This window comes from Micromonospora sp. NPDC005087, from assembly GCF_042872965.1.
Classification (GTDB): Bacteria; Actinomycetota; Actinomycetes; order Mycobacteriales; family Micromonosporaceae; genus Micromonospora.
Map to the genome: position 1 here is coordinate 73,769 of NZ_JBIALB010000006.1, position 17,897 is coordinate 91,665.

Annotated in this window: 15 protein-coding genes and 1 pseudogene; 9 read left to right on the top strand and 7 right to left on the bottom strand. The window is 73.4% G+C overall.

Translation table 11 applies throughout. From position 1 onward, the window contains the following. Positions 1–152: 152 nt before the first annotated feature. On the bottom strand, positions 153–1,289 hold the full coding sequence (locus ACFYPS_RS16300; protein WP_354963307.1) for an 8-amino-7-oxononanoate synthase: 1,137 nt from the start codon (positions 1,287–1,289) through the stop codon (positions 153–155). Positions 1,290–1,532: 243 nt separating this feature from the next. On the opposite strand from ACFYPS_RS16300, the gene bioB reads away from it, so the two are divergent. The 4 genes from bioB to ACFYPS_RS16320 all read left to right on the top strand — a co-directional run bounded on the left by bioB (position 1,533) and on the right by ACFYPS_RS16320 (position 4,595). Next, on the top strand, positions 1,533–2,528 hold the full coding sequence (gene bioB, locus ACFYPS_RS16305) for a biotin synthase BioB (RefSeq protein ID WP_074318140.1): 996 nt from the start codon (positions 1,533–1,535) through the stop codon (positions 2,526–2,528). 5 nt (positions 2,529–2,533) lie between these two features. Then, positions 2,534–2,728 carry a hypothetical protein gene (locus ACFYPS_RS16310; protein WP_354963043.1) on the top strand — a complete coding sequence of 65 codons (195 nt, stop codon included), beginning with the start codon at positions 2,534–2,536 and terminating at the stop codon, positions 2,726–2,728. A gap of 4 nt (positions 2,729–2,732) precedes the next feature. Further along, the gene (locus ACFYPS_RS16315; RefSeq protein WP_354963044.1) at positions 2,733–3,239 is read left to right on the top strand and encodes a GNAT family protein; all 507 of its coding nucleotides are present in this window, start codon (positions 2,733–2,735) and stop codon (positions 3,237–3,239) included. A 135-nt stretch (positions 3,240–3,374) separates the two neighbouring features. Next, entirely contained in the window at positions 3,375–4,595 is a 1,221-nt protein-coding gene (locus ACFYPS_RS16320; RefSeq protein ID WP_354963045.1) for a YbfB/YjiJ family MFS transporter, read from the top strand. A 45-nt stretch (positions 4,596–4,640) separates the two neighbouring features. Here the strand turns inward: ACFYPS_RS16320 and ACFYPS_RS16325 are convergent, their stop codons facing one another. The 3 genes and pseudogenes from ACFYPS_RS16325 to ACFYPS_RS16335 all read right to left on the bottom strand — a co-directional run bounded on the left by ACFYPS_RS16325 (position 4,641) and on the right by ACFYPS_RS16335 (position 8,888). Beyond that, the gene (locus tag ACFYPS_RS16325) at positions 4,641–5,627 is read right to left on the bottom strand and encodes a DJ-1/PfpI family protein (protein WP_354963046.1); all 987 of its coding nucleotides are present in this window, start codon (positions 5,625–5,627) and stop codon (positions 4,641–4,643) included. A gap of 60 nt (positions 5,628–5,687) precedes the next feature. Beyond that, entirely contained in the window at positions 5,688–6,215 is a 528-nt protein-coding gene (locus ACFYPS_RS16330; RefSeq protein WP_354963047.1) for a DUF488 domain-containing protein, read from the bottom strand. Between the two features lie 51 nt (positions 6,216–6,266). Continuing rightward, positions 6,267–8,888 (bottom strand): annotated as a pseudogene (locus ACFYPS_RS16335) (glycoside hydrolase family 9 protein). A 290-nt stretch (positions 8,889–9,178) separates the two neighbouring features. Between ACFYPS_RS16335 and ACFYPS_RS16340 the strand changes: the two are divergent. From ACFYPS_RS16340 to ACFYPS_RS16350, 3 genes are all read left to right on the top strand, one after another. Further along, a complete protein-coding gene (locus ACFYPS_RS16340) occupies positions 9,179–9,991 on the top strand; it encodes an LPXTG cell wall anchor domain-containing protein (protein WP_354963048.1) in 813 nt (270 codons plus the stop codon). A 337-nt stretch (positions 9,992–10,328) separates the two neighbouring features. Further along, complete coding sequence (locus tag ACFYPS_RS16345) at positions 10,329–11,894, top strand: aldehyde dehydrogenase family protein (protein ID WP_354963049.1); 1,566 nt, start codon at positions 10,329–10,331, stop codon at positions 11,892–11,894. An 89-nt stretch (positions 11,895–11,983) separates the two neighbouring features. Next, the gene (locus ACFYPS_RS16350; protein WP_354963050.1) at positions 11,984–12,382 is read left to right on the top strand and encodes a VOC family protein; all 399 of its coding nucleotides are present in this window, start codon (positions 11,984–11,986) and stop codon (positions 12,380–12,382) included. A 65-nt stretch (positions 12,383–12,447) separates the two neighbouring features. Here ACFYPS_RS16350 and ACFYPS_RS16355 read toward each other — a convergent pair whose 3' ends face one another. Together ACFYPS_RS16355 and ACFYPS_RS16360 are read right to left on the bottom strand one after the other, a co-directional pair. Continuing rightward, complete coding sequence (locus ACFYPS_RS16355; protein WP_354963051.1) at positions 12,448–13,509, bottom strand: GNAT family N-acetyltransferase; 1,062 nt, start codon at positions 13,507–13,509, stop codon at positions 12,448–12,450. Between the two features lie 92 nt (positions 13,510–13,601). Further along, entirely contained in the window at positions 13,602–14,306 is a 705-nt protein-coding gene (locus ACFYPS_RS16360; protein ID WP_354963052.1) for an amino acid-binding protein, read from the bottom strand. A gap of 141 nt (positions 14,307–14,447) precedes the next feature. Between ACFYPS_RS16360 and ACFYPS_RS16365 the strand changes: the two genes are divergently transcribed. Next, positions 14,448–15,527: a phosphotransferase family protein gene (locus tag ACFYPS_RS16365; protein ID WP_354963053.1), complete on the top strand. Its 1,080-nt coding sequence runs from the start codon at positions 14,448–14,450 to the stop codon at positions 15,525–15,527. After that, positions 15,527–16,747 (top strand): acyl-CoA dehydrogenase family protein, encoded by a 1,221-nt coding sequence (locus ACFYPS_RS16370; protein WP_354963054.1) that lies wholly within the window; start codon positions 15,527–15,529, stop codon positions 16,745–16,747. Before ACFYPS_RS16365 ends, ACFYPS_RS16370 begins: the two co-directional genes overlap by 1 nt. 98 nt (positions 16,748–16,845) lie before the next feature. Here ACFYPS_RS16370 and ACFYPS_RS16375 read toward each other — a convergent pair whose 3' ends face one another. After that, on the bottom strand, positions 16,846–17,892 hold the full coding sequence (locus ACFYPS_RS16375; RefSeq protein WP_354963055.1) for a LacI family DNA-binding transcriptional regulator: 1,047 nt from the start codon (positions 17,890–17,892) through the stop codon (positions 16,846–16,848). Positions 17,893–17,897 lie beyond the last annotated feature (5 nt).

Here is a 17,897-nt window from a genome sequence, read left to right on the forward strand (position 1 = left end):
TGCGGGGCTCGCAACACCGGCTCACTCCTCGCGCTCACGGGGCCATCTCGGTTCGCGACTGCGGGGCTCGCAACACCGGCTCACTCCTCGCGCTCACGGGGCCATCTCGGTTCGCGACTGCGGGGCTCGCAACACCGGCTCACTCCTCGCGCTCATGGCGCGCACTCGACGATGACGTCCAGTGCCCGCTCGAAGGCCGGCCGGGACACCCCGGCGCTGACGGTGAGGCGCAGCCGGGAGCGGTTGTCCGGGGTCGACGGCGGCCGGAAGCAGCCCACCGCGACACCCCGGTCCCGGCAGTCGGCGGCCCAGGTCGTCGCCGCCTCCGGCCCGGGGGCGGTCACCGAGATCACGGCCGCGTCCGGCGCGGAGACGGTCAACCCGGCCGTACGCAGCCGGTCGACCGCGAGGGCCACCCGCTCGGCCAGCTCGGTACGCAGGTCATCACCGGCCCGGGCCAGCCGCAGCGCGGCGTGCACCCCGGCGGCGACCGCCGGCGGCAGCGCGGTGTCGAAGATGAACGTGCGGCCGGTCTCGACCAGGTGCCGGACGAACTCGGCCGGGCCGGCGACCACCCCGCCCGCGCCACCGAGCGCCTTGGACAGGGTTGCGGTGACCACCACGTCCGGTTCGCCGGCGAGCCCGGCGGCGGCGACCGCCCCGGCGCCGGCCGGACCGGTCACGCCGAGCGCGTGCGCGTCGTCGACCAGCAGCAGCGCGCCGTAGCGGCGGGCCACCGCGTGCAGCCGGGCCAGCGGGGCGAGATCGCCGTCGACCGAGAAGACCGACTCGGTGACCACCACCGCCGGGCGGCCCGGGGCCACCGCGAGCGCGGCGGCCACCGCCGTCACGTCGGCGTGGGCGGTGACCACGGTCTCCGCGCCGGAGATCCGGCAGCCGTCGATCAGGGACGCGTGGTTGTGCGCGTCGGAGACGAGCAGCGTCCGGGGTTGGACGAGGGCACGCAACGCACCCAGGTTGGCCAGGTAGCCGGAGGAGAAGACGAGGGACCGGTCGGTGCCCAGCCACTGCGCCAGCTCGTCCTCCAGCGCCTGGTGCGCGTCGGTGGAGCCGCGCACGAGGCGCGACCCGGTGGCCCCCAGCCCGTACGCCGACAGCGCCGCCGCGGCGGCACCGGTGACCTCCGGGTGGGTGGCCAGGCCGAGGTAGTCGTTGCCGGCCAGGTCGATCATGCCGTCGGCGGCGGGACGCGGGTGCAGCCGCCGGGTCAGCCCGGCCTTCGCCCGCAGATCCGCACGGCGGTCGAGCGCCGCCAGCCAGTCCGCCACCGTCACCCCTTCGCCACCGTCCGCGCCGGTCACGCCGACACCCGCCGGGCGAAATTACCACCCGCCACCACCGGCCCGACGGATCCACTCGGTACGCGAGGTCGACCGCACCGAACGTGAGCCTCGCGGCTGGGCCGATGCGACGGCTGCCGCGTACCGCTAGATCCCGACCACGCCGGCCGTCCCGCTCGCCCGGCCGGCGGGCCGTTCCGGCTGACCGGGGGGCCTTGTAGGGTACGAGCCATGCCAGAGATCCTCGACCAGGCCCGTACCCAGGTCCTGGGTGACGGCGTCGGCCTCGACGAGGCCGGCGTCCTCGCCGTGCTGAACCTGCCCGACGAGCACCTGCCCGCCGCCCTCCAGCTCGCGCACGACGTGCGGATGCGGTGGTGTGGTCCGGAGGTCGAGGTCGAGGGAATCGTCTCGCTGAAGACGGGCGGCTGCCCGGAGGACTGCCACTTCTGCTCCCAGTCCGGCCTGTTCACCTCCCCGGTGCGCTCGGTCTGGCTGGACATCCCGTCCCTCGTCGAGGCGGCGAAGCAGACCGCGAAGACCGGGGCGACGGAGTTCTGCATCGTGGCCGCCGTCCGCGGCCCGGACGCCCGGCTAATGAAGCAGATGCGCGAGGGCGTCGCCGCCATCAAGGCCGAGGTCGACATCCAGGTCGCCGCGTCGCTGGGCATGCTCTCCCAGGAGCAGGTCGACGACCTGGTCGACATGGGCGTGCACCGCTACAACCACAACCTGGAGACCTGCCGGTCGTACTTCCCCAACGTGGTCACCACGCACTCCTGGGAGGAGCGCTGGGAGACGCTGCGGATGGTCCGCGACTCCGGCATGGAGGTCTGCTGCGGTGGCATCCTCGGCCTCGGCGAGACCGTCGAGCAGCGGGCGGAGTTCGCCGCGCAGCTCGCCGAACTGAACCCGCACGAGGTGCCGCTGAACTTCCTCAACCCCCGGCCCGGCACCCCGCTGGGTGACCGCCCGGTGGTGGAGGGCAAGGACGCCCTGCGGGCCATCGCCGCGTTCCGGCTGGCCATGCCGCGCACCATCCTGCGGTACGCGGGCGGCCGGGAGATCACCCTCGGTGACCTCGGCACCCGCGACGGTCTGCTCGGCGGGATCAACGCGGTGATCGTCGGCAACTACCTGACCACGCTGGGCAGGCCGGCGACCGCCGACCTGGACCTGCTGGACGAGCTGAAGATGCCGGTCAAGGCCCTCTCCGCCACGCTGTGACGGTCATGACGACGACGGAGCTGTGGTGCGACCGGTGCGGTGAGCCGGTGGCGGCCGGCGGCGCCCACCCGGGCTGCGCGTCGGCCCGCCAGCTGGAGCCGCCGCGATACTGCCACCGCTGCCGCCGCCGGATGAAGGTGCAGGTGCTGCCGGTCGGCTGGTCGGCGGTCTGCGTCGAGCACGGCGAGATCCGGGGCTGAGCCGATGCTGCGGGGGCGGGCGGTGACTCTGCGACCGGCGACGGTCGCGGACGTGCCGGCCCTCGCGGCGATCCGCGCCGATCCTGAGGTGCGCCGGTGGTGGCGGGGCGGCGACGACCTGGTGGAAGCCGTTCGCGCCGACCTGGCCGACGACGAGCTGACCCTGTACGCCATCGAGCACGACGGCCGGGTGATCGGCGCGATCCAGTGGTACGCCGAGCCGGACCCGGACTACCGGCACGCCAGCCTGGACATCTTCCTCGACCCTGCGGTACGCGGCGCCGGGCTCGGCGTAGACGCCATCCGCACCCTGGCCCGACACCTCATCGAGGAGTACGGCCACCACCGGTTCACCATCGACCCGGCGGCGGCGAACAGCGCCGCCATCCGCGCGTACGCCAAGGTCGGTTTCCGGCCGGTCGGGGTGCTGCGCCGCTACGAGCGCGGCGAGGACGGGCGCTGGCACGACGGCCTGCTGATGGACCTGCTCGCCGACGACCTGGTGGAGTGAGCGGCGGCACCACCGCGTCCACCGCCGATGTCCCGATCCGAGGGTCACCGGTCCATCCGGCCGGCCACCGACCACCGGCAGTGCCGGGTTCCACCTGATCAGCGGGCCGACGAGCCCGCCGACCGAGGAGGAACCATGTCCCGATTCCCGTCCTGGCGGGAACCGCTGATCGCGCTCGGCCTGGCCGCCGGGCCGGTCGTGGCGCTCGGCTTCACCCGCTTCGCGTACGCCCTGCTGCTGCCCGCCATGCGCGGCGACCTGCACTGGACGTACGCCCAGGCCGGCGGCCTGAACACCGCGAACGCCGCCGGCTACCTGCTGGGCGCCGGCACGGCCGTGTTCTGGGCCCGCCGGTTCGGCGACCGGGCCGCGTTCCTGGGCACCCTCGCGGTGAGCGCGCTCATCCTGCTGCTCACCGCCGCGAGCGCGGACTACCCCGTGCTGGGCCTGCTGCGTTTCGTGGGCGGGGTGACCACGGCGGTCACCTTCGTGCTCGGCTCGGCGCTCGCCGCCCGGGTGTCCGCCGGGGGTGGGCAGCGGCGGGCCGCGACGATGGTGGCCCTCTACATGGCCGGGGTCGGCATCGGGGTGGTGCTCTCCGGTCTGCTGGTGCCGGCGGCGCTCGCGGTGGCCGGGGACGCCGGGTGGCGGGTCGGCTGGCTGCTGCTCGGCGGGGCCGCCGTGCTCGCGGTCGTCCCGGCTCTGCTCGCCGTCCGCCGAGTCGCGCCCGTGACCGGGGTCACCCGCGCCGGCATGCCCCGGGCGGACCTGGAGCGGCTCGCCCCGACCTTCGTCTGGTACGTGCTCTTCGGCGCCGGCTACGTGAGCTACCTGACCTTCGTGATCGCGCTGCTGCGCGACGAGGGGCTGCGCACGCCGGGGGTCGCCGCGTTCTTCGTGACGCTCGGCCTCGCGTCCGCGCTGGCCACGCTCACCGTGTGGGGGCGGCTGGTCAGCCGGCTGCCCGGTGGCCGGGCACCGGCGTTGGTGTCCCTGGTGGTGCTGCTCGGCGTGCTGCCGGTGCTGCTGCTGCCCGCCGGGCTGCCCGCGGCACTGCTCTCGGCGGTGGTGTTCGGCAGCGCGTTCATGGCCGGTCCGACGGCGGCCACGGTGCTGGCCCGCCGGGCCCTGCCGGTCGGCGGCTGGACCGCCGGCATCGCCCTGCTGACGGTGGCGTTCTCGCTCGGCCAGGCGGTCGGTCCGCTGGTCTCCGGCGTGCTGTCGGACTCCGGCGGGATCGCGGTCGGCCTCTGGCTGTCGGTGGCGCTGCTCGCCGTCGCCGCGCTGGTCGCCCTGCGGCAGTCTGATCCCGCGCCGGCGGTCGTCCCCGAACCCGAACTCGCCTCCGGCCGGTGATCCCGGTGGTCTCCGGTCGGGACGCCGGCCGGAGACCACCGCCGGTCACTGGTGGCCGGAGATGCCGGTGGTGCGGAAGCGGGACCGGTAGGCGCCGGGGTTGACACCGACGTACCGCACGAAGATCCGCCGCATCGTCTCCGGCGAGCCGAAACCGACTCGCCGGGCCACCACGTCCAGGGTGTCGTCGCCGCGCTCCAGCAGGCCGCGCGCCGCCTCCACCCGGATCCGGTCCAGGTACCCGGCCGGGGTGGTGCCCAGCTCGGCCCGGAACAGCCGGGCCAGGTGCCGGGGGCTCACGCCGCCGAGCGCCGCCATGCCGGCCAGGTCGTACGACCGGGCCGGGTCGCCGACCACCGCGTCCAGCACCCGGCGGAGCACGGCGTTGCGGGTGCCCTCCACGCTGGTCCGGACGCTGAACTGGGACTGCCCGCCCGGGCGTTGGATGAAGACCACCAGGTGCCGGGCGACCGCGCGGGCGATCTCCGGGCCGAGGTCCGCCTCGACCAGCGCCAGCGTGAGGTCGATGCCGGCGGTGATCCCGGCCGAGGTGATGATCCGGCCGTCGGTGATGAAGATCGGATCCGGGTCGACCGTGACCGCCGGGAAGTGCGCGGAGAGCTGGTCGGCCAGGTCCCAGTGGGTGGTCACCCGCCGCCCGTCGAGCAGGCCGGCCGCGGCGAGGGCGAACGCCCCGGCGCAGACCGACGCGGTCCGTCGCGCCCCGGCGGCGAGCCGGCAGATCTGGTCCAGCAGCGCCCGGTCCGCGGCCGCCGCCTGCCAGTCGGGCGCGCCCGGCACGACGAGGGTGCCCACCGGCGCGACGACGTCGGGCAGCGCAACGTCGGCGCCGAGCCGGGCGCCGGCGCTGCTGACCACGTCCCGGCCGTCGGGCGAGGCGAGCACCGACCGGTACGCCCCGCCGTGCTCGTTGGCGACGGTGAGGACCTCCAGTGGACCGGTGACGTCGAGCAGCCGCACCCCGTCGTAGACGACGAACAGCACCGTGTCATCGCGCTTCGGTGCCCGCACGGGTCGAGCCTAGCCAGCCGCCGGCACCCCGGTACGCCATCGGGTGCGACGGCCGGGCCCTCAACCGTCCCAGCACAGGTGCCCTTCGGGCAGCCGGCGGGCGCCTTCGGCCGTCCGGTGCGGGCTGAGCCGCCCGTCCGGCATCAGGTGCGCGACGGGCGTCCCGCGACCGAGCGCCGCGACGTCGGCGATGAGCCGGCGGTGGCAGCGCCACCAGAGGCTCTCGCTGCACATCACCGCGGTGGTCCGCGCGGCCGCGTCGGCCAGCACCTTGTCCAACGCCGCGTCGAACTCCGACGTGCGGGTGTACGCGGCGTACGCCCGGAACGCCGCGACCGTCCACCATGTGTCCGGCTCCGGCTCCCCGGCCGGAACGTGGCGGCGTCCGCCCAGGCGCGGCTCCCAGCGGTAGTCGATGCCGCACTCGGGCAGCCACCGCTCGAGTTCCTCCCGCCGGACGTCCGGGTTGGTGCGGCTGGCCGGGTACCGCCGCACGTCCACGACCAGGGCCACCCCGGCCCCGGTCAGCAGTTCCCCCAGCCGCACCCGGTCGGCTGTCCCGTGCCCGACGGTCAGCAATTCCCGCACAACGCTGGCTTGCCCCGAATCCCGCCGGGTTATCCCTCGTAGCGGTGGGCGTCAGGCGAGGGCGCAGGCGATCCCGTTGACGGTGAAGGCCGTCGGTCGAGGGTTGCTGCCGCTGTGCGTGCCGTTGAAGCCGAAGCTCACCGACGCCCCCGGGGCCACCGTGCCGTTGTAGGAGAGGCTGGTCGCGGTCACCGCCGCGCCGGTCTGGCTGACCGTCGCCGACCAGCCCTGGTTGTGACGTTGTCGGTCGACGCCGCCCAGCTCAGGGTGAGCCCCGTGGCGGTGACCGCCGAGGCGACCGGGGCGCCGGGCGGGCTGGGCGCGGTGGTGTCGGCGGTGTCTGCCGGCGGCGTGGTCACGCTGAGCATCGGCGAGGCTGCCGACGAGTTGCCCGCCGTCCCGGGCCACGACCGTGAACTGGTACGTCCGCTCCGGCAGCAGCGTCGAGACGGTCAGTGCGGTGCCGGTGACGGGCCGGATCACCAGCTCGTTGTCCACCGCCAGTGGATAACTACGGTCCGTCCTCCGCCGGTTACCCACCACGTCGTTGCCGACCAGGAACTCGCGAACCTCGTAGCCGGCCAGCCCGCTACCGCCGCTGTCGGTGGACGCCGCCCAGTTCAGGGTGACCGACCTCGGGGTCAGCTCGGACGCCACCGGCTTACCCGGCACGGTCGGAGCGGTGGTGTCCGGCACGGCCGGCCCCGGCTCGTCGCCCCAGATCCGGGTGCCGCCGGAGTAGAGCGGCACCTTCCGGTTCGGCCCGGCGGTGGCCTGGTACGACGGGTCGTTGGTCGGATCCCAGGTACCGCCCTCCGGCACCCCGATCTTGAACTGGACCTCCATCCGGTGCTGTGACTGCCCGGCCGGGGCGATGGTGTGCCCGGTGCAGTCCACCTCGACGTACCAGATGTCGCCGCTGAGCTGCCTCGCGCTGGTCGGGGACGGGCAGCCCTGGGTGTAGCCCGGGGTGACCTGCACCGGCCCGACGCCGTCCGGGCGGAAGTAGTAGCGGAACCGGGCGTCGGTCAGCGCCCGGGCCGGGTACGCGGACCTGTTGTAGATCATCGTTTTGAGACCGGTCGCCCGGGGCTCGGCCTGCATCACCGTGGTCTCCACGGTCACCTCGTCGAGGTCCGGCGTCTCGGCGACCGGGAAGCCGGCGAGCGGGGTGCCGCCGTACTCGGAGACCAGCCGGACCAGCGCGGAGGTGAAGCCGGCGTTGTAGTCGGTGGCCACCTCGTTCATCACGTAGTCCGACCGGCTGTCGGTGTACGCGTCGTTGGCCGCCGACGGCCCGCCGACCAGCGCGCCGTAGAGGGTGTGCCGGGTTTCGACGGGCACGGTCTGGCTGTCCCACCAGGAGCCGTGCGCGGTGCGGTGGTGCGGGTTGCGCGGCGAGTTGGCGCCGAACCCGATGACGTAGCTGGAGTTGCGCGGGTTGTCGCCGAGCGCGTAGTTGATCTGCCGGACGGCGAAGTCGTGGTAGCGCGCCTTGCGGGTGGTGTCGGTGGTCTTGTCGCTGTAGACCAGCGCGGCGAACGAGGTGTTGGCGGCGTAGCGCAGCGCGCCCCAGGAGTCGAGCACGGCCATGCCGCCCGGCGAGTACGGCACCCGCTGCCCGTCCACGCCGACGGTCCAGTAGTCCAGCCAACGGTTGGCGTCGTCGACGTACTTCTGCTTGCCGGTCAGGTTGGCCAGCAGCACGTACGCCCCGAACTGCTTGTTGTCCCAGGCGATGGTCCACTTGTAGGAGCGGGTGGTGGACTGGTTCTCGGTGCCGAGCTTGTCGTACTCGCTCTCGGCCTTGGCCAGGTAGCTGGCCTCGCCGGTGGCCCGGTGCAGCCAGATCGCGGCCCAGACCAGCTCGTCCTGCCAACCGCTCCACGAGCGGTAGAAGCTCGTCGCGTCGGTGATGCACTCGTGGTAGGACTTCCGCACCGTGTCGGCGAAGGTGTAGAGCTGCCGGGCGTGCCCGACCAGACGGTCGGCGTAGGCCGCGTCGGTGGGCCGGAACACCATCGAGGAGGCGGCCATCGCAGCCGCCGTCTCCCCCGCCAGGTCCGCGCCGCCACAGCTCGCATCGATCTTGTACGCGGGCCGCGCCATCGGCAGCACCTCGGCCGGGCCCCACCACTTGTGGTCGTCGTCGCCCTTGCCGACCTGTCCGTAGAGGACGTTGGCCGACGGGTGCGCCTTGATGAAGTAGTCGTTGACGAAGCGCAGGTTGTTCAGCAGGTGCGGCAGTTGCCCGGAGGCGGTGTAGCCGCTGCGGTATTCCACCGCGCCCCACGCCAGCATGGTGGCGCTGAACGCCATCGGGAAGCCGAACTTCACGTGGTCACCGGCGTCGTACCAGCCGCCGGTGAGGTCCAGCCCGACGTCGGCCCCGTCGGTGAGCGCGCTGTCGCCGCGCCAGGAGACCCGGTTCCAGTCGGGCAGCCGGCCGGACTGCTGCGCCTCGTAGAAGAGCAGCGACTTCTGCAACGCCTCCGCGTAGTCGAAGGCCGGTGCGGCGGACGCGGGCCCGGACGGCGGTGCGGCCACCGCCAGGGCGAGCCCGGTGAGCAGGGCGACGCCGGCGGCGAGCAGTCGCCGTGGCCAGGGTTGGTCGGCGACCGGTGATAGGGACCGGTCCGGGCGGCCGGGCGACGGCCGGGTGGGATGGGGCATGGCGGGCTCCTGTCGGTGGCGGAGTCACCACGGGGATCCACGGAAGCGCTCCCATGGATAGTCGACAATGTAATGTGAGCACTGCGGGTTGGGAAGCCCGCCGGAGCGCGCGGAGCGTCGCGGCGGCGGTACGTGTTACGGCGACACGCGCAGGAAAGCCGCAGAAGTTGGCCCGAATCCTGTTCCTGTCCGGCACGTCGTCCCAGCTCAGGCCGATCGACCGATGTCGCCAAAAGATCCCGTACATGGGATCATGTGCCGTCCCCTCGGCCAATCTCGGAGGAATACTCATGCCACAGCGTCGGCGCCTGGTGCGCGCGGCCGTCTGCACGGCCGCCGCCACGGCCGGTCTCGCTCTCGCCACCCCGGCTTGGGCATCGACCACCGTCACCAATCCCGTCCTGCACCAGGACGGCGAGCACATCCTGGCGGCGGACAACGGCTTCAACCAGGGCTTTGGCAAGTGCGCGGCAGGCCAGCAGGCCGACCAGGACGTCTGGGTCTTCATCTGGCCCGGCAAGGGCGTCGAGAGCGTCGACGCGGTGCGGATCGGCTGGGATACCGACAACAACGGCACCGCCGACACCTACAAGACCCTTGCGGACGGCCACTTCACCACCGACAACGGCGCCAAGAAGGTCTGGTTCGCCACGCCGTCCGGCTGGAAGCTGGAGAGCGGCGAGTCGACCATCCACGGGCAGGTTCCGCAGAACTTCTTCAACCTGACCCACACGTGCGCCGGCACCGGGGGCACCCAGTCCCCGAGCCCCACGCCGTCGAGCTCCGTCTCGCCGTCGACCTCGGCCTCGCCGTCGACCTCGGTCTCCCCGTCGGACTCGGTCTCGCCGTCGGACTCGGTCTCGCCGTCGGACTCGGTCTCGCCGTCGGACTCGGTCTCCCCGTCCGACTCGACCGCACCCGAGGGCTCCGTCTCGGCCTCGGCCAGCACGGGAGGCGGCGCGGGTGGCACCGACAATGGCGGCGGTCTGCCGCTGACCGGTGTGGCCGTGACCAGCCTCGCGCTGGGCGGCGTCGCCCTGATCGGCGGTGGCGCCCTGCTGATGATGCGGCGCCGTCGCGACCGGATCACCTTCACCAGCTGATCCCGCTCGGCCCCGCGGCCGGCCGCCGGACCCTGTCCGGCGGCCGGCCGCCGTCGTCGGTGGCGGTTGATCCGTTGCGGATGCCGATCCGTACCGACGGGTAACCCGGTCGACGGCGCCTGGAGATAGCTCACATCATCGACGGCAATAAATAGCTGGCAGACTTACCCGCAGTTCAGGCCGGTCAACGCCGCGCGCAACGTCCGACGAGCGCGCCTCGGGGCATCCAGCCAGACAAACGTACTGTTGCTGACCCGCTACCCGGCGCGGGACAGTACCGATCACCAGCGGTGCCATCGACGCCGCCGCTCCCCCGGTCAACCCTGAGGAGAACGCGATGGCACTACGACTCGCCGAGGGCACCGCATGGTCCGACGTACTCGCCCGCGCGGTGGCCGCCACCCCCGAGGCGTTCGGCGCCGAGGTGGACGGTGTCACCACCCTGCACAACCTGGTCGAGGGCGAGTGGCGGGCCGTCGGCCGCCCCGCCCCGGTCCGCACCCCGGTGGACAACACCGTGGTGATCAACCTCCCCCGGCTCGACGCCGACACCGCCCGCGCCGCCGTCGCGCACGCCGCCGCCGCGCACCGGGCCTGGGCCCAGACCCCGCTCGCCGACCGCAAGGCGCGGGTCATCGACGCGCTGGACGCGCTCACCGCCCACCGCGACCTGCTCGCGCTGCTGCTGGTCTGGGAAATCGGCAAGCCGTGGCGGCTGGCCTGCGCCGATGTGGACCGGGCATTGGACGGCGTCCGCTGGTACGCGGGCGAAATCGACCGGATGCTGGCCGACGGCCGCGAGCCGCTACCCGGCCCGGTCAGCAACATCGCCTCGTGGAACTACCCGATGAGCGTCCTCGTGCACGCCGAACTGGTCCAACTACTCGCCGGCAACGCGGTCATCGCCAAGACCCCGTCCCAGGGCGGCGCGGTCTGCCTGACCGTCGCGCACGCGCTGATGCGCCGGGCCGGACTGCCCGCCACGCTGGTCTCCGGCGGCGGCGAGGAACTGTCCGAAGTGCTGGTCCGGGCACCCGAGATCGGCGCGGTGGCGTTCGTCGGCGGGCGCTCCAACGGGGGCAAGGTGGCCGCCGCGCTGCTCGACAGCGACAAACGGCACTTCATCGAGCAGGAGGGCCTGAACGCCTGGGGCATCTGGAACTTCTCCCAGTGGGACATGCTCGCCGCGCACCTCAGGAAGGGCTTCGAGTACGGCAAGCAGCGCTGCACCGCGTACCCCCGGTTCGTCGTACAGCGTGACCTGGTCGACGAGTTCCTCGACATGTACCTGCCGGTGGTCTCCTCGATCCGATTCGGGCATCCCCTCGCGGTCGAGGAGACCTGGCGGCCCGGCGACCCGCTACCCGAGCTGGACTTCGGGCCGCTGATCAGCGCCGCCAAGGCCGAGGAACTGCGCCGGAAGGTCGACGAGGCGGTCCGCGGCGGCGCGGTGCCGCTGCACCGGGGCAAGCTGACCGGCGCGCCGTTCCTGCCCGGGCAGGACACCTCGGCGTACGTGGCGCCGTCGGTGCTGCTCGCCCCGCCCGGACGGTCCCGGCTGATGCACGCCGAACCGTTCGGGCCGGTCGACACGATCGTCGTGGTGGACACCACCGACGAGTTGCTGGCCGCCATGAACGCCTCCAACGGCGCACTCGTCGCGTCGCTGGCCTGCGACGACACCGACGAGGCCGGCAAGCTCGCGGTGGACCTCCAGGCGTTCAAGGTGGGCATCAACAAGCCGCGCTCGCGGGGCGATCGCGACGAGCCGTTCGGCGGGCGGGGCGCCTCCTGGAAGGGCGCGTTCGTCGGCGGTGACCTCCTCGTGCAGGCCGTCACCGTCGGCGGCGACAGCCGGCTCTACGGCAACTTCCCCGACTACAGCAGCTACCCCACCACCTGACCGAGATGTAAGGAAGGGCCCCTTGTTAACGCCTGGTGCATAGCAAGGGGCCCCTCTTAACACCGGGCCTGGCGGCGTACCGTAAAGAGATGGCGATCATCGCGCAGCTTTCCCTGGGCGTGTCCGACGCCGACCGGGCGGGAACGTTCTGGGCCGCGGCCCTCGGCTACCGTCGTCGGGCGCCCCGATTCGAGGGCGATGACTGGATCGTGCTGGAGCCACCGCCCGGGGCGCCGGGCTTGGCCATCGCGATGGACCTCAGCGAGAGCCCGGTGCAGGAGTTCCCTCGGTTCCACATGGACCTCGACGCCGGCGAGCGCAGCCTCGACGAGGAACTCGACCGGCTGCTCGCCCTCGGCGCCCGGCGGGTGGAGTGGGGGCACTACCCCACCGACCCGCATCCGACGGAGCCGCCGTACGTGGTGCTCGCCGACCCCGAGGGCAACCGGTTCTGCGTGTGCGGCCAGCGCGAACCGCCCGCGCGTTGACACGTCCGCGCTCCGTCCCCGGGTGAACCTCCGCGAGCTGCCTCGTTGTTAACAAGGGGCCCTTCCTATGCACCAGGCGTTAAGAAGGTGCCCTTCCTTTCCGCGGTGAGCGGGACGGTGAGACTGAGCAGGGTCCCGTCACGCTCGGCCGAGCTGGGCCGGTTCAGCCGGCGCAGGGTGCGCAGCATCGGGGTGTTCTCGGCCTGTACGTGCAGCACCAGCGCCGCGTACCCGGCCCGGTCGGCGTGCCGGGCCAGCCGGCGTAGCAACACCGAGCCGAGCCCACGCCGCTGCCAGTCGTCACGCACCAGCAGCGCCACCTCGGCCTCGTCGCCCTCACCGAGCAGGTTCGCCATCGCGACCACCGACTCCACGCCGCCGTCGTCGGTGGCCGTGGCGAGCAGGGTCAGCCCTCGGCTCGGCTCCAGCAGCCTGCGCAACCGGGCCTGCTGCGGCAGCGCCGCCCCGCTCAGGTAGCGCCGTTGCCGGGTGCGTGGCGAGCACCCCTCGTGCAGCTCCAGCACGCCGGGCAGGTCGTGCGCGCAGGCCGGTCGGACGGCCAGCTCGGCGCCGTCGGGCAGCACCACGGTGACCTGTTCGGCGGCCCGGCGCGTCACGGTGGCGGCCAGCTCGACCAGGGCCTGCGCCCGGGCGTACTCCGCCGGAGTGAAGGCCGGCGCGGCCCGGCGTAGCGCGAACGAGCCGCCCGCCGGGTCCGCCAGCAGCATCCTGGTGCCGATGATCCCCCGGTCGACGCTGGTCGACGCGGGCCGCCAGCTGACCGAGTCGGCGCCGAGCAGGGTGGACAGCGCCTCGCCGGTCGCGTCCGGGTCGCGCACCAGCCGGCTGGCCAGCCCGAGCACCCGGGTGGGCTGGTCGGCCAGGCCACGCGCCTCGCTGCGCGCCACCCAGCAGTCCCGGCCCCGCCCCCGCTCGACGGCGGCGAGCAACTCGGCCTCGTCGAGCGCGTCCGGCGCGTCGACGAGGAAATCGTCCACCGCGCCGTGCTCGGTGGGCTGCACCTGCACGGTGAGGATGTTGACTCCGCGCAGCGCGAGGCTCGCCGTGAGGACCGACAGGTAACCCGGCCGGTCGTCCACGGTCGCTCGGATCCGCCACAACGTCATGGTTGGCTCCCTTCCCCGGTACGAGCCTCGTCCCGGGCTGTTGCCACCCGGTTGCTCGCCGGTGACGGCTCGGGAACTCCTCGGGCCACCGCTCAGGGGCCGGCGATCACCGGGGGCGCGCCGACCAGGTCCAGCCGGTCGCCGAGGATCACCGCGCTGGCCCGGACGAGCTGGGTGAGCCGGTCCACCTCGGTGCTGTGGAACGCGGCGGCGGAGAGGGTCCCGCTCTGCTCGCGGGCCACCACCAGGACCAGGCCGGCCCGCCCGAACGGCGCGATCGCGTGGTGGGTGCCGTCGGGGGTGGTCATCGACCGGCCGCGCAGCGGGGTCACCTCCGGAAGTCGCGGCGGTACGGGGGCCCGCCAGCTGGCGTGCCCGATGGTCGCCCCACCGGTGCCTCCGGCCCGCGAGGCCCAGTCCACCGGCACCACGGCGGCGACGGCCCAGTCGGCCGCCAGCAGCCCGGGTACCGCGTCGACCAGCGTGGCCAGCCCGTCGGCCGGGTTCGCGGCGACCTGGGCCAGCAGCTCGGCGTCCTGACCGGTGGTGGTGGGCGCGCCGATCGCCCGCCACACGCCGTCGACCCGTACGCCCGGGATCGCCGCGAGCCCGGCCAGCAGCCGCTCCACCCGGGCCGCGCCCGGCCAGACCACCGTGAAGTCGTCCACCGCGCGCCCGCCGAGCCGCTCCAGGACGACCACCTGGACGATGTCCGCACCGGACACGCCCAACGTGCGGGCGACCTGGCCGAGGGTGCCCGGACGGTCCGGCAGGGTGACCCGAACTCGCAGCAACATGTCTGTCCCTCCGCTCGGCGGGCCGGCGCCGGCCGGCTGGTCACAGCCTGGGCGTTGACCATTTCGTCCCTGTTGCAGAGGCATGTCCCTAGGGGAAAATCTGACCTTGACAACGTGAGCGGGCTGCCATCAACTAGTCGGATGACCGATCCGGCCGTCGATGCGCTCCGGCCGGGGGCCCTTCCGGCGTCCCCCGCCGGTCTGGACCTGGACCGGCTCGCCGGCTATCTGGCGGAACACCACCCCGAGCTGGCCGTCGGGCCACTGCGGGCACAGCTGATCGCGGGCGGCAAGTCCAACCTCACCTACCTGCTGAGCCTCGGCGACCGCGAGGTCGTGCTGCGCCGGCCACCGCTGGGGCACGTGCTGGCGACCGCGCACGACATGGGCCGCGAGTTCCGGGTCATCTCGGCGCTGGCGCCGACCGAGGTGCCGGTGCCGGGTGCACTGCTGCTCTGCACCGAGCCGGAGGTGATCGGCGCGCCGTTCTACCTGATGGAGCGGATGCCCGGCGAGGTGTTCCGCACCCGCCGGCAGACCGATCCGCTGGGCGACGAGCGACGCCGCGCGCTGGCCATGGCGATGATGGACACTCTCGCGGCGCTGCACACCGTCGAACCGGCGGCGGTCGGGTTGGGCGACTTCGGCCGCCCGAAGGGCTACCTGGCCCGGCAGGTCCGCCGGTGGGCCGGGCAGCTCGACCGCTCACGCAGCCGCCCGCTGCCGGGCATCGACGAGTTGCGGGACCTGCTCGCCACCACCGCGCCGGAGGGCGCGAACGCCGGCCGCATCGTGCACGGCGACTACCGCCTGGACAATCTCCTCGCCTCGGCCGACCCGGTCGCCGTGCACGCGGTGCTGGACTGGGAGATGGCCACCCTCGGTGACCCGCTGGCCGACCTGGGGCTGCTGTTGACGTACTGGGACGTGCTGGGCGACAGCGAGACGGCCGCCGGCAACCCGGTGGCCGACGGGCTCGGCCCGCGTGCCGGCTTCCCCACCGGCGCCGAGCTGATCGACCGGTACGCGGGGCGCAGCGACGTCGACGTCGGGCCGCTGCACTGGCACGTGGCGCTCGGCTGTTTCAAGCTCGCGGTCATCTGCGAGGGCATCCACTACCGCCACTCGCTCGGGCAGACGCTCGGCGAGGGCTTCGACCGGATCGGCGAGATGGTGGCACCGCTGGTCGCGCACGGGCTGACCGCCGCCAGGGAGCGGTGATGGACTTCTCGTACGACACCCGGACCGAGGAGCTGCGCGACGAGCTGACCCGGTTCCTGACCGAGCACGTCTATCCGGCCGAGGCGGTGCACGCCGAGCAAGTGGCCGCCGGCGACCCGTGGTCGCGTACCCCGGTGCTGGCCGAGCTGAAGGCGGAGGCCCGCAAGCGCGGCCTGTGGAACCTCTTCCTGCCCGACCCGCGCTACGGCGCCGGCCTGACCAATCTCCAGTACGCTCCGCTCGCCGAGCTGACCGGGCGCAGCCCACACCTGGCGCCGGAGGCGGTCAACTGCGCGGCGCCGGACACCGGCAACATGGAGCTGCTGGCCGAGTTCGGTTCGCAGGCGCAGCGGGAGCGCTGGCTGATGCCGCTGCTGGAAGGCGAGATCCGGTCCGCGTTCTGCATGACCGAGCCGGACGTCGCGTCCTCCGACGCCACCAACATCGCCACCCGGATCGTCCGCGACGGCGACGAGCACGTCATCAACGGCCGCAAGTGGTGGTCGTCCGGTGCGATGGACCCGCGCTGCGAGATCTTCATCGTGATGGGCAAGACCGACCCCGGCGCCGACCGGCACCGCCAGCAGAGCATGGTGCTGGTCCCCCGGGACACCCCGGGCGTGACGGTGCGCCGGGGCATGACCGTCTTCGGCTACACCGACGGTTCACACGGCGGGCACGCCGAGATCGACTTCACCGACGTCCGGGTGCCGGCGGAGAACCTGATCGGCGCCGAGGGCACCGGCTTCGCCATCGCCCAGGCCCGGCTGGGTCCGGGCCGGATCCACCACTGCATGCGGCTCATCGGGATGGCCGAGCGGGCGTTGGAGCTGCTGTGCCGGCGGGCGAACGAGCGCGTCGCGTTCGGCCGGCCGCTGGCCGAGCAGGGCGTCGTCCGGGAGTGGATCGCCGAGTCGCGGGTGCGCATCGAGCAGTCCCGACTGCTGGTGCTCAAGACGGCCTGGCTGATGGACACCGTCGGCAACAAGGGCGCGCACACCGAGATCCAGGCGATCAAGATCGGCACCCCGGCGATGGCGGAGTGGGTGATCGACAAGGCCATCCAGGGGTACGGCGGCGCCGGCGTCAGCCAGGACACCCCGCTGGCCGCCCTGTGGGCGCAGACCCGCACCCTGCGCCTCGCCGACGGCCCCGACGAGGTCCACCGCTCCTCCCTCGCCAAGCGCGAACTCCGCCGCTGGACCCCCACCCCCGCCTGACGGCGCACCGCGCACCGCGCACCGCGAGATCGTGGCGGTGGCCGTGGGCCGGGGCCGGGGCCGGACTGGGCTGGGGACGGCGGGGACGGGGCCCAGGGCTAGGCGGAGGTGCGGTGGATCAGTTGGGTGTCCAGGAGGATGTGGGGGGCGGGGAGGTCGTCGCCGCGGATCCGGGCGACCAGCAGCCGGGCCATCTGCCGGCCCATCTCCTCCACCGGCTGGAAGACGGTGGTCAGTGGCGGGTCCGCCTGCCGGGCGATCGGCGCGTCGTCGAACCCGACCACCGCGACGTCCTCGGGCACCCGCCGGCCGGCCTCGCGCAGCGTCCGTAGCGCGCCGAACGCCATCAGGTCGGACGCGACGAAGACCGCGTCCAGGTCCGGGCAGGCGTCCAACAGCCGGCGCATGCCGGCCGCGCCGCTGCCCTCGCTGAAGTCGCCGTACGCGATCAGGTCGGGGTTGACGCCGGTCCCGCTGGCCTTGACCGCCTCGGTGTAGCCGGCCAGCCGGGCCAGGCCGGCGCCCATGTCTTGCGGGCCGGCGATGGTGGCGATGCGTCGCCGCCCCCGGCCGGCCAGGTACTCCACCGCCTGCCGGGCGCCGCCCACGTTGTCCACGTCGACGAACCAGGCCGGCTGGGCGCCGGGTTGCAGCATCCGGGCCGGCCGACCGCCGAGCACGGCGGGCAGCCCGCGCTCCTCCAGCAGGGTCGGCAGCGGGTCGGAGTCGTGCAACGACAGCAGCAGGACGCCGTCGACGTGCTGGTTGGTCAGGTGGTGCTCGACCCGCTCCCGCTCCACCGCCGACTGGGCCATGGCCAGCCAGAGCTGCATCGGGGTCTCCAGCAGGGCGGAGCTGATCCCCCGCACGATGCCGGCGAAGAACGGCTCGGTGAAGACCCGTTCGCCGGATTCGGACACCACCAGCGCGACGGAGTCGGTCCGCTGGGTGACGAGCGCGCGGGCGGCTCGGTTCGGCACGTACCCCAGCTCGGCGATGGCCTGCTGGACCGCGGCCCGGGCCTCCGGGCTGACCTGGGGCGAGCCGTTGACCACGCGGGAGACCGTGCCCCGACCGACGCCGGCGCGCGCCGCGACCGCGTCGAGGGTCGGGCGCCCGAGCGACCGGGTGCGCTGCGTTGTCATCGTCT

What these genes read in the sequence shown, in the direction of transcription:
- bioB (WP_074318140.1), top strand. Translation starts at nt 1,533, where the DNA reads ATGCCAGAGATCCTCGACCAGGCCCGTACCCAGGTCCTGGGTGACGGC.
- ACFYPS_RS16310 (WP_354963043.1), top strand. Translation starts at nt 2,534, where the DNA reads ATGACGACGACGGAGCTGTGGTGCGACCGGTGCGGTGAGCCGGTGGCG.
- ACFYPS_RS16315 (WP_354963044.1), top strand. Translation starts at nt 2,733, where the DNA reads ATGCTGCGGGGGCGGGCGGTGACTCTGCGACCGGCGACGGTCGCGGAC.
- ACFYPS_RS16320 (WP_354963045.1), top strand. Translation starts at nt 3,375, where the DNA reads ATGTCCCGATTCCCGTCCTGGCGGGAACCGCTGATCGCGCTCGGCCTG.
- ACFYPS_RS16340 (WP_354963048.1), top strand. Translation starts at nt 9,179, where the DNA reads ATGCCACAGCGTCGGCGCCTGGTGCGCGCGGCCGTCTGCACGGCCGCC.
- ACFYPS_RS16345 (WP_354963049.1), top strand. Translation starts at nt 10,329, where the DNA reads ATGGCACTACGACTCGCCGAGGGCACCGCATGGTCCGACGTACTCGCC.
- ACFYPS_RS16350 (WP_354963050.1), top strand. Translation starts at nt 11,984, where the DNA reads ATGGCGATCATCGCGCAGCTTTCCCTGGGCGTGTCCGACGCCGACCGG.
- ACFYPS_RS16355 (WP_354963051.1), bottom strand. Translation starts at nt 13,509, where the DNA reads ATGACGTTGTGGCGGATCCGAGCGACCGTGGACGACCGGCCGGGTTAC.
- ACFYPS_RS16360 (WP_354963052.1), bottom strand. Translation starts at nt 14,306, where the DNA reads ATGTTGCTGCGAGTTCGGGTCACCCTGCCGGACCGTCCGGGCACCCTC.
- ACFYPS_RS16365 (WP_354963053.1), top strand. Translation starts at nt 14,448, where the DNA reads ATGACCGATCCGGCCGTCGATGCGCTCCGGCCGGGGGCCCTTCCGGCG.
- ACFYPS_RS16370 (WP_354963054.1), top strand. Translation starts at nt 15,527, where the DNA reads ATGGACTTCTCGTACGACACCCGGACCGAGGAGCTGCGCGACGAGCTG.
- ACFYPS_RS16375 (WP_354963055.1), bottom strand. Translation starts at nt 17,892, where the DNA reads ATGACAACGCAGCGCACCCGGTCGCTCGGGCGCCCGACCCTCGACGCG.